The organism is Streptomyces sp. NPDC029044 (assembly GCF_040637495.1).
In the GTDB taxonomy this organism is placed as follows: Bacteria; Actinomycetota; Actinomycetes; order Streptomycetales; family Streptomycetaceae; genus Streptomyces.
In genome coordinates, this window is record NZ_JBEZWN010000125.1 from 1 (window position 1) to 8,460 (window position 8,460).

Annotated in this window: 9 protein-coding genes; 4 read left to right on the forward strand and 5 right to left on the reverse strand. The window is 74.2% G+C overall.

The window, feature by feature from the left end:
* Positions 1-86: 86 nt before the first annotated feature.
* Genes AB0E85_RS39270 through AB0E85_RS39290 form a run of 5 tightly spaced genes read right to left on the reverse strand, consistent with a single transcriptional unit; the run spans position 87 to position 3,969 of the window.
* Positions 87-1,241: a serine hydrolase domain-containing protein gene (locus AB0E85_RS39270; protein WP_361937559.1), complete on the reverse strand. Its 1,155-nt coding sequence runs from the start codon at positions 1,239-1,241 to the stop codon at positions 87-89.
* Entirely contained in the window at positions 1,238-2,155 is a 918-nt protein-coding gene (locus AB0E85_RS39275) for a hypothetical protein (RefSeq protein ID WP_361937560.1), read from the reverse strand. The genes AB0E85_RS39270 and AB0E85_RS39275 overlap by 4 nt, the downstream gene beginning before the upstream one ends.
* Entirely contained in the window at positions 2,152-3,063 is a 912-nt protein-coding gene (locus AB0E85_RS39280; RefSeq protein ID WP_361937561.1) for a hypothetical protein, read from the reverse strand. The genes AB0E85_RS39275 and AB0E85_RS39280 overlap by 4 nt, the downstream gene beginning before the upstream one ends.
* Entirely contained in the window at positions 3,060-3,761 is a 702-nt protein-coding gene (locus tag AB0E85_RS39285; protein ID WP_361937562.1) for a hypothetical protein, read from the reverse strand. The genes AB0E85_RS39280 and AB0E85_RS39285 overlap by 4 nt, the downstream gene beginning before the upstream one ends.
* A gap of 19 nt (positions 3,762-3,780) precedes the next feature.
* Positions 3,781-3,969, reverse strand: coding sequence for a hypothetical protein (locus AB0E85_RS39290; protein WP_030853640.1), 189 nt, complete (start codon positions 3,967-3,969; stop codon positions 3,781-3,783).
* A gap of 245 nt (positions 3,970-4,214) precedes the next feature.
* Between AB0E85_RS39290 and AB0E85_RS39295 the strand changes: the two genes are divergently transcribed.
* The 4 genes from AB0E85_RS39295 to AB0E85_RS39310 all read left to right on the forward strand — a co-directional run bounded on the left by AB0E85_RS39295 (position 4,215) and on the right by AB0E85_RS39310 (position 8,231).
* Positions 4,215-5,405 (forward strand): amidohydrolase, encoded by a 1,191-nt coding sequence (locus AB0E85_RS39295; protein WP_361937563.1) that lies wholly within the window; start codon positions 4,215-4,217, stop codon positions 5,403-5,405.
* Between the two features lie 63 nt (positions 5,406-5,468).
* Positions 5,469-6,002: a DoxX family protein gene (locus AB0E85_RS39300; protein ID WP_361937564.1), complete on the forward strand. Its 534-nt coding sequence runs from the start codon at positions 5,469-5,471 to the stop codon at positions 6,000-6,002.
* A 77-nt stretch (positions 6,003-6,079) separates the two neighbouring features.
* Positions 6,080-6,643 carry a hemerythrin domain-containing protein gene (locus AB0E85_RS39305; RefSeq protein ID WP_361937565.1) on the forward strand — a complete coding sequence of 188 codons (564 nt, stop codon included), beginning with the start codon at positions 6,080-6,082 and terminating at the stop codon, positions 6,641-6,643.
* Positions 6,644-6,944: 301 nt separating this feature from the next.
* Positions 6,945-8,231: an MFS transporter gene (locus AB0E85_RS39310; protein WP_361937566.1), complete on the forward strand. Its 1,287-nt coding sequence runs from the start codon at positions 6,945-6,947 to the stop codon at positions 8,229-8,231.
* Positions 8,232-8,460 lie beyond the last annotated feature (229 nt).

The following is an 8,460-nucleotide window of genomic DNA, read 5'->3' on the forward strand; positions in this document are numbered from 1 at the left end:
CTACCAGTGCCTCCAGACGCACCAGGCGCAGGGCCCGTGGATCCCCGCCCACACCCCTGCCCTGTGGCAGCGCGTGTGACGAGGGGTCAGGGCTGCCCGGCGCCGGCACGGAACGTGCCGTCGGCGCCGGGCGGGTCCGGCCGGCCCTCCGCGAGCAGCGCGTACGCGGTGGCGACGAACGGGTCCCGGGCGCGGAAGCGACGGGTGCAGACGGCCGCCAGTGCCGTGCCGGTGTCGGGGCGGAAGCCCAGGAACGCCTGCTGGCCGAGGGTGGCACCGCTGTGGAAGAACATCGGCCCGCCGTCGGTGGGGTGACGGAACCAGGCGATGGTGTGCACGTGGCGGTGCGTCAGGCCCCGGCGCAGCACGGGAAGGCGTACCGCGCGCAGGGCGGGTGCCAGCTCCGATGGCGCATCGCCCGGACGCAGCTGGGCCTCCAGGAAGGCGAGCAGGTCGTACGGCGTGGCCCGCACGGCGCCGGCCGCCTGGAAGCCGCCGGCGTCGAAGGGCGGCACGGGTGACTCGCCGTCCCTGCCGTGCCCGACGGCGTCGAGCCCGGAGCCGTCCGCGCGCAGGGTCGTGCCGTCGAGGCCGAGCGGGCGCAGCACCTGGCCGGTGAGGAGGTCCTCCCACGGTGTGCCGGTCGCGGCGGCCAGGGCGTGCCCGAGGACGGCGACGCCGAAGTTGGAGTAGCGCCAGCGGGTGCCCGGGCGGTGCCGTTGCCGGTGGCGCAGGTAGGCGTCGACGACCCGGGCGGCCGGGAAGCGGGCGTAGGGGTTGGTGTGCCAGGCGGGCAGGCCCTGGCGGATGAAGCCGGCCGGGAGGGCGGGCAGTCCGGAGGTGTGGGTGATCAGGTGGGCGAGCGTCACCGGGGTCGCGCCGACCGGCCGCCCGCCGTCCAGGAGGGCGGTGGCCGGTTCGCCTCCGGTCAGCACGCCGGCGTGGGTGAGCCGGGCCATGAGCAGGCCGGTGAACGTCTTGCCGGCGGAACCGATCTCGTAGCGCAGGTTCTCGCGGGGCAGCGGCGGGGGCGGGGCGGTGCCGCCGCTCAGGACGGTGCGGTGGCCGGCGCGCGAGAGGGCGAAGACGACGTCGGGGGCGTCGGACGCGGTGACGGCGTCCGCGAGCAGCCGGTCGTCCGGGGGGATGTCGGCCCGGGGGGCGACCGGGGCCCGGTTCGGGTCCTCGGCGTCGAGCAGTCCGTGTTCGCCCGGCCACGGCGGCAGCGAACGGGTCGTCATGACGCGTGCGCCAGACCGGACAGGGCCCGGGACGTGGCCAGGACCGAGGCGAAGGCGGCGACCAGGGTGGGGTGGTAGACGATGTCGAAGACCTCGTCGGGTGTGCCCTCGGGCATCGTGCGGATCGCGGGCATCGCTCCGTCGGGCTGCTGCGCTGCGGCGAAGGCCTGCCAGGCGCGTTCGTCCAGGGTGGGGCGGGGCAGGCAGGCGTCGACCACGAGGAGTTCGCCGAGCAGGTCCCAGCGCTCCAGGTCGAGCCAGTCGTCGATCCACACCGGCAGCCAGGTGGCGAGGTAGTCGGCGATGCCGGGCGGCAGGCCGTCCGGGTCCTCACCCCAGTCGGTGAGGTGGAAGACGGTGTGGGTGACGTCGTAGGCGATGTGGCCCTCGACCGTCCAGGGTTCCGGGGTGCGGGCCAGCCAGGTCGTGCCCACGAGGTCGGCCTCGGGCGGGCGGGGCGTGAGGCCGTAGCGGCGCTGGAACGCGGAGAGGCCGAGCCGTCGGGTGGGGGTCGTCTCGAACGCGACCCAGCTGTCGAGCCGGTGGTTCAGTACGGCGGCCCGCTCGACGTCGGGCTGGCTGTAGCCGAGTTCTCTGAAGGGGAGGTACACCTCGAACGGGATGGGGGAGATCGGCTCGGTCCGCTGTCCGCGGACCAGCATCGTGCCGCCGTCGAGGGTCTCGCGCCAGGCGTGGTCGAGCAGTTGGCGGGCGAGCTGGGCCTGGCGGGAGCCGGCCACTCCCTCGCGGAACAGCACCTTGCAGATCAGTGCCAGTTCACCGACGGGCTTGAAGCGCTCCAGGAAGCCGACTTCGGGGTCCACGTCGGGCTCCAGGCGGAATCCGTCCCGGTGGGCCCACAGCCATTCGATGGCGCCCACTCCGACGGTGTGGATCAGGCGGGTGTCGGTCATACCGGTGCTCCTTGTCCGGCGCTGAGAGCCGCGGCGAAGGCCGCCATGAGGGTGGAGTGGTAGTGGTGCGCGAAGTACCGGCCCGCCTCGCCCGCGTCCCCCTCCTCGGGGAGTGCGCCGGACGCGTCCTGTGCGGCGGCGATCCGCTCCCAGGCGTCGTCCGGTACGGCGTCGCCGGGCAGGCCGGGCACGCTCGCGGCCACGGCGAGCAGTTCGCAGCTCAGGTCCCACATCCGCGCGTCCAGGCAGGTGTCGAGCCAGGGCGGCAGCCAGTCGGCGAGGTAGGCGGTGACGTCGGACGGCACTCCCCCGGTGGCGCGTCCCCAGTCGGTGAGGTGGAAGACGACGTGGGTGAGCGCGTATCCGGCGGACCGTTCGAAGGTCCAGGGTTCCGGGAGGCCGCCCAGCCAGGTGCGGCGCAGCACCCGCTCCGCGGGCTCGTCCCGGTGCGTACCGCCCCGTTCCTCGGCCTTGAGGACGCCCAGGCGGCGGGTCGGTTCCTGCTCGGTGAGCCGCCAGCCGCGGGTGCGGGCCACGGTGGCGGCGGCGGCTTCGTAGGCGGGGTGCCGGTATCCGGCCGCGGCCAGGGCGGCGTAGACCTCCAGCGGGTAGGTGGCGAAGGGTTCCAGCCGTTGCAGCAGAAGGAACAGCTCACCGTCGCGGGTCTGCCGCCAGGCGAAGGCCAGCAGGTCGGCCGCAGCGGTGTGCAGGGGGTCGGTTTCGGGCGTGCGGCGGGTGACGCTCGCGCAGACCTGGGCCAGTTCGCCGAGCGGCTTCCAGCTGCTGTTGACCTGTCCGTCGGCGGCCAGCGCGTCCTCGCCGAGGGCGAAGTCAGCCCGGTGCGCGGACGCCCAGGCCAGCGCGGCCCGCGCCACCTGCCGGATCTGTGGGGCCTGTGCCGTCGTCACACCGGCGCTCCGGTGCGCAGGCGGCGGGCCGCCGTCACCTGGAGTGCGACGAGCGGGTCGTGGCCGCCCATCAGTTCCACGAAGTCCAGGCCCGGTTCAAGGCCGAGAGTCCCGGGGACGCCGTGCAGCAGGGTGAGCCAGCGGCCGGCACCGGCGGCCTGCCGCCAGTCCCTGCGGCGCACCGCGCGGACGAAGCCGCGGGCGATGTCCACCGGGCGGCCCTGCGCCACGCGGGACACGGCGCAGTCCTCGCCGGGCAGCGCGAGGGGGGCCAGCACGGCCAGTTGATGGGTCAGGACCTGCCAGCTCGCGCCGTCGAGCCACTCGGCGCCGGGTTCCGGGCCGTCGGCGTGGGCGGCGGCGGACGGCGGGTCGAGCCGGCGCAGGGTGCGCCCCATGGCCCAGTGGCTCCACAGCACGGTGGGTGCCGCGTCGGGGCGGGGCGGGAAGGACTCCGCGGACTTGCGGAACACGGCGAGTTCGTCCGGGTCGGGCGGGGTGCCGAGCAGGACGGCCGGCAGCAGCGCGTCGGCTCCCAGCACGCGGACGGCAGCGAGTGCGAGGCCTCCCTCCTCCACGTCGACCGGCCCGGGGGCGGCCGCTCGCGCGTGGTCTCCGCCCCGGCGGGCGGAGACCACACTGGAGGCGAGTTCCTGCACCGCGCCCTGCAAGAGGGTCGAAGTGCCAGACTGCTCCATTGACTACTCCCGTCGATCACTAGCCCTTCTTCGGGCGCGGGGTCGGCGGCGACAGCAGCAGCTTGGTCGCCCCGGAGGACAGAGCCAGTGCTGCGCACTCACGGCTGTCGCGGTAGACGCCGTCGAGTTCGGTCGGGTCGAGTGCCGCCTCGATGTCGACACTCGGGACGCCGGTCAGTTCCTCGATGACCTTTTCCTTGGAAGGCATAGCACCATCTCCCTGAGCTGAAGCGAGTACCTTCACCTTCCGGATCTCCGGAATCGGACAAAGCATGCCAACTTTCTCAGAATTCACTTAAATAACATCTTCAACATCTCGGCCATGAGGGACTGCCGCCAACCGGGGCCAGGAAGCCGCGCGGTGACGAGGAGCCGCAGCGGCGGGGAGCGCGGGGTGTCACGGCGGCGGGGAGTGAAACCCGGCGGGCACGCACCGGCACCGAGGAGACCCCCGTGACCCGTACCGTGCCCCGTACGCCCGACGCCCTGCACCGAGCCGTCCGCGCACAGGTGTCGGCCCGCGCCGACGTTCTGTGGGACGTGGCGCTGCGCCTGCACGCCGACCCCGAGCACGCCTTCGCCGAGCACCGGGCCGCTGCCCTGCTGTCGGGTGAGCTGGAACGCGCCGGGTTCACCGTGGAGCGCGGCGTGGCGGGGATGCCCACGGCCTTCACCGCGCGCCGGGGCCGGGGCAGGCCCGCCGTGGCGCTGCTGATGGAGTACGACGCCCTGCCCGGTCTCGGCCACGCGTGCGGCCACAACCTCATCGCGGCGGCCGGACTGGGTGCCGCGCAGGCCGTGGCAGCCGCCCTGCCCGAGACATCCGCCGGGACGGTGCTGGCGGTGGGCACGCCCGCCGAGGAAGGCGGTGGCGGCAAGGCGGTCGAGGTGGAGGCCGGGGTGTTCGACGAGGTCGACGCGGCACTCATGTTCCACCCGGGCGTGCACGACTGGGCGCGGGCGCCCCTGACCGCGCAGGTGCAGTACCGGGTGGCCTTCCACGGCCGGGCGTCCCACCCCACGGGCAACCCGACCGAGGGCGTCGACGCGCTGGCGGCGCTCGTGGAGCTGTTCAACGTGCTGGCCGTGCTGGGGCGGAGACTGCCGGAGGGCTCGCACGTGCAGGGCATCGTCACGCACGGCGGCACGGCCACGAACATCGTCCCGGAATACGCCGAGGGCCTGTTCGGGCTGCGGGCGGCCACGACCGCGGCGCTGGAGGACCTGACACAGCGGCTGCGGGTGTGCGCCGACGGGGTGGCCCGGGCCACCGGCACCACCGCCGAGGTGGAGCGGGCCACCGTGCGCTACGAGCACTTCCGGGACAGCCGGGTGCTGTCCGAGCGGTTCGCCGCGCATCTGGCCCGCGCCAGGATCGCGCTGTCGCCGCCGGAGCCCGGCGTGTACCTGGGCTCGTCCGACATCGGCAACGTCAGCACGCGGGTACCCGCCATCCACCCGTTCGTCTCGATCATGGACGAGGACGGCTCCGACCACACCCCGGAGTTCGCCGAGGCGGCCGCCTCGCCCCGGGCCCGCGTGGTGCTGCTCGCCGCGACCGAGGCGCTGGCCTGCACCGCGGCCGACGTCCTGGTGTCCGGGGAACTGCGCGAGGAGGCGTGGGCGCGGCACCGGGCGGTGTGAGTGGTTCGGCTCCGGCTGGGGAACCCGGCGAACGCCGTACCCACCGACTTTCTGGAGAGGGCCATGAGTCTGTTGCGAGTGCTCGGCCGCCCCATGCTGGCCTCGATGTTCCTCACGGGCGGCTTGAGTTCCGTCCGCGACCCGGAGCAGGTCGCCGACGCCGCCGAGCCCGTCGTCCAACCGGTCACCGAGCGCGTCCCGGCCCTGCCGGACCGCACCGAGCAGGTCGTACGCCTCAGCGGCGCCGTGCAGATCGCCGCGGGGCTGATGCTGGCCACGGGGCGCATGCCGCGTCCGGCCGCGCTGGCCATCGCGGCCACCCTGGTGCCGACCACGCTGGCCGGGCACCGCTTCTGGGAGGCGGAGGATCCCGAGGAGCGGGCGCAGCAGCGCATCCACTTCTTCAAGAACCTGTCCATGCTCGGCGGGCTGCTGATCGCCGCCGACGACACCGGCGCCCGCCCCTCGGTGGTGTGGCGCGGCACGCACGCCGCCCGTGGCCTGCGGCGCGACGCGGGTCTGGTGCGCCGCTCCGTGCGCGCCACCGCCCGGCCGGCCACCGCAGCCGGACGTGTCCGGGCCAAGCTCCCCGTCTGATCCGCCGGTGCGGCACCGGCGGGACCGGACGTTAACCCGATGGGGCCGGGGGGACCCGAGCGCTGGAGGTGAAGGACATGGGACACGGAGGAAACGTCATCGACGAGCTGGTGACCGATCACCGCGAGGTCGAGGAGATGTTCGGCAGGATCGAGGCCCTGCCGTCCGGCCACCAGGACCGCAAGGTGTACGCCGACCAGGTCACGATGGAGCTCGTACGGCACTCGGTGGCCGAGGAGGCCTACCTCTACCCGGCCGTCCGCGAGCACGTGGCCGGTGGCGACGCCATCGCCGACCAGGAGCTCCAGGACCACGCCACGGCCGAGCAGATCATGAAGGACCTGGAGGGCTGCGACGCGGGCGACGCCGACTTCGACCGGCTGATGGGCATGCTCATGAGCGAGATCCGCTCGCACATCGCCGACGAGGAGGGCAACCTCTTCCCCCGGCTGCGGCAGGCCTGCCCGATGGACACGCTCAACGAGCTGGGCGACAAGGTGCGCAAGGCGAAGAAGACCGCTCCGACCCGGCCCCACCCGGCGGCCCCCGACAAGCCCCCGGCGAACAAGCTCCTGGCCCCGGGCACCGGCATGGTGGACCGGTTGCGGGACGCGCTGAGCGGCCGCGGCAAGTTCGAGTAGGCAGTCACCGTCCGTGCGGGGTCCGGCGCCAGGGCGACGGGCCCCGCTTCCATGTGTGTGAGTAACCACACTGTGGCCTCAAGGCCCGGGCGCGGCACGGGGTTTGGGAGGCCCGGGACGGCGGATCAAGGTGCGGTGGAACCGCTTCTCGGGCCCCCTCTGCCACGATGGGCGGCGCCGTACCCGTCGAGGGGGGCCACCGCGCAGCGCGGCCGGTGTGCCTCGCCCCCTCGTCCCCTTCTCCTGAGTCCTCCGACTCGTCTCCGAGTACCGCACTGTGTCTTCCTCCCCCTCCCCTGCCCTGCCCGCCTCCCGCTCGCCCTGGCGGTCGCTGCGGTACCGCAGCATGCGCTGGTGGTCCGTCGCGAACTTCGTGTCGAACGCCGGTACGTGGATGCAGCTCACCGTGCAGAACCTGCTGGTCCTGCAGATCACCGGGTCGGCCGCCGCGACGGGTCTGTCCATGTCCGTGCAGGCCGCGCCGGCGTTGCTGATCAGCGTGCTGGGCGGGGCCGCCGTCGACCGGTGGCCCCGCAAGCTGACGGCGGCCGTGAGCCAGGCGCTGCTCGGCGCGATCGCGTTCACCACGGCCGTCCTCGTGGCGCTGGACCGGATCGACATGACCTCGCTGATGGTGCTGGCCGCCGTGACGGGTGTCGTCGCGACCGTCGACAACCCGGCGTGCGCGTTGCTGGGCAACGACCTCGTGCCCGCGCAGGACGTGCCCTCGGCCATCGGCGTCGGGGCGCTGGTGCACCAGGCGGGCCGCCTGGTGGGAGCAGCCCTGGCGGGTGTGGCGGTCGGGTTCCTCGGCACGTCCGCCGCGTACTTCGCGAACGGTCTGTCGTTTCTCTTCGTGGCCTCGGTCATCCCGTTCCTGCGCCCCGCCGCCGGAGCGGTGCGGCTGACCGGCCAGAAGCACGAGGGCACCGGCCCGGACCTGACCGTGCGCGAGGGGCTGGCCTACTTCGTGCGGCGGCCGCGCCTGGTCGCGCTGGCGGGGGTGAGCGGGATCAGCGCGGTGTTCGGCCGCAACTACGGGCTCACCCTCGCGGTGCTGGTCACCGGGCCGCTCGCGGGAGGCGCCGGTTCGTTCGGCACGGTGTCGACCGTGCTCGCCGCCGGTGGCATCCTCGGCGCGGTGCTGGGTGCCCGGCTGCGCCGGCCGTCGGTGCGGCTCGTGGGGGCGCTGGCGGCCGCGGGGGCGCTGCTACAGGTGGTGGCGGGGCTGTCGCCGTCGCTGGCGGTGCTGATCGTGCTGGTCCTGCCCATGGCCGTGGTGGAGTCCGTGTCCGACACCGCCGGTACGGCCGTCCTCCAGACTGACCCCCCTGCCCACCTGCGAGGTCGGGTTCTGGGTGTGTGGGGCAGCATCAGCACAGTGTGGGGCCTGGGCGGCCCGCCCGCACTGGGCCTCCTCATGGAACTTGCCGGACCCCGCGGCGCCCTCGTCACCGGGGGACTGCTCATCGCCGGAGCGATCGGGGCGGGCTCCCTGCTGCGCCGGCGCCGGGCCGCGGCGCCGGTGGTGCTCCGCAAGGAGGACCACGACACCCTGGGCAAGCCGGCGCTGAGCCCGGCGGCCTGAGCACTCTCGTCACAAGGGATCCGGACGCGGTACGGCGGCCGGCCGGAGCGGGGACGCTGCGCGGCCTCGGACCGGGGATGCCTGCGCGTCACGCGGTATGACCGGTCGCGCTCCGGCCGCCCGCCGCCCCCGGCGCCCGGCCGGGCACGGCAGCCGGCCGGAGTCGGGGCGCTGCGCGGCCTCGGACCGGGATGCCGGTGCGTCGCGCGGCATGACCCGTCGCGCCCGG

Coding starts and splice junctions, on each gene's coding strand:
- AB0E85_RS39300 (WP_361937564.1), top strand. CDS start 5,469: ATGAGTCTGTTGCGAGTGCTCGGCCGCCCCATGCTGGCCTCGATGTTC.
- AB0E85_RS39285 (WP_361937562.1), bottom strand. CDS start 3,761: ATGGAGCAGTCTGGCACTTCGACCCTCTTGCAGGGCGCGGTGCAGGAA.
- AB0E85_RS39305 (WP_361937565.1), top strand. CDS start 6,080: ATGGGACACGGAGGAAACGTCATCGACGAGCTGGTGACCGATCACCGC.
- AB0E85_RS39290 (WP_030853640.1), bottom strand. CDS start 3,969: ATGCCTTCCAAGGAAAAGGTCATCGAGGAACTGACCGGCGTCCCGAGT.
- AB0E85_RS39270 (WP_361937559.1), bottom strand. CDS start 1,241: ATGACGACCCGTTCGCTGCCGCCGTGGCCGGGCGAACACGGACTGCTC.
- AB0E85_RS39275 (WP_361937560.1), bottom strand. CDS start 2,155: ATGACCGACACCCGCCTGATCCACACCGTCGGAGTGGGCGCCATCGAA.